Annotated in this window: 1 protein-coding gene and 1 pseudogene; both read right to left on the reverse strand. The window is 73.4% G+C overall.

The window, feature by feature from the left end:
- Window positions 1–102: 102 nt before the first annotated feature.
- A complete protein-coding gene (locus tag QH283_RS29510; protein ID WP_280506191.1) occupies window positions 103–612 on the reverse strand; it encodes a hypothetical protein in 510 nt (169 codons plus the stop codon).
- A gap of 95 nt (window positions 613–707) precedes the next feature.
- Window positions 708–1085 (reverse strand): annotated as a pseudogene (locus QH283_RS29515) (hypothetical protein); the annotation flags it as partial.

Genomic DNA, 1085 nt, shown 5'->3' on the forward strand with positions numbered 1-1085 from the left:
CCGCCCCCGCGCGGGGGCGCGGGGCGGGGGGGGGGGGGGCGGGGGGGGGGGGGGGGGGGGGGCGGGGCGCCCCCGCCCCCCCACGGCCTCAGCACGGCGTTATCAGACGCAGGCGGGCGACTGCTGCCCCAGGTTGGTCAGCATGATGCAGGCCCATTCCTTCTGGACCTTCCACTTGCCGTCCTCGGCCACGAACGGCACGTCGGCGATGTTCTCCTGGCCGTTGAGCACGATGGTGGCCTTGGCGTTGACGGTGTCACCGAAGGCGGTCACGTCGGTGACCGTGACGGTGGCGCCGGTCTCCTGGTAGGCCTGGGCCAGGCGGCCCGGCAGTTCGGGATCGGCCTCGATGCCCTGCACCATCTCCAGCTTCTCGGAGTTGGGCACGGCCGGATCGAGCGCCCGCTGCAGCTGGGTGTTCAGCTCCTCGGCCGTCGGCACCGGAGGCGTGTCCTCTGCCGCCGCGCTCGTGGTGGCCGCCGCTGCGCTGGTCGTCGTGCTGGTCGACTTGGCCTCGTCCCCGCTGTCGTCACCACCGCAGGCGGTGAGGGTGAGGGCGGCGATGGCGGCGAAGCCGGCGATCGCGATGCGTCCAGTCGTACGAAGCTTCAACTGCTCGTCCTTTGCGTTCGAGTGAGGGGTCGGTATCCGTACCGGGACAGCACGCGCTCGAACCGGCAGCGCTGCCCGGCCACCCAGGCTACCGGTCAGCGGAGACTGCCGAGCGGGTCCGCCCGGGACAGATTGTTGTCGTAGGCGCTGAAAGTACGCGCCGGGCCCGGTCCTGTCGAACTCGTCTCGAAGCGCACGGTCACCACTCCGTGCCCGGCTCCCTGCACCCACCCGTGCCCGTGATCAGGGTGCGAGACATCCATTCCCGCGACCCACGGCCCACCCGAGGCCGGGTCGCCACGGCGGTCCGGCGCGCCCCCACCGGCCCGGTCCGGCCCGATGCGGTCACGAATCCCCATGTCACCAGCAGATTTCCCGGCGGTGATCGCGGTGCCTGGCGCGACCGAGCCGCCACCGACGGTCACCGCGCGGCCCCCCCCGCTCCGGTCCGCGGCGGGGGGCCGCCCCCCCCG

This window comes from Nocardia farcinica, assembly GCF_029867845.1.
GTDB classification, from domain to species: domain Bacteria; phylum Actinomycetota; class Actinomycetes; order Mycobacteriales; family Mycobacteriaceae; genus Nocardia; species Nocardia farcinica_A.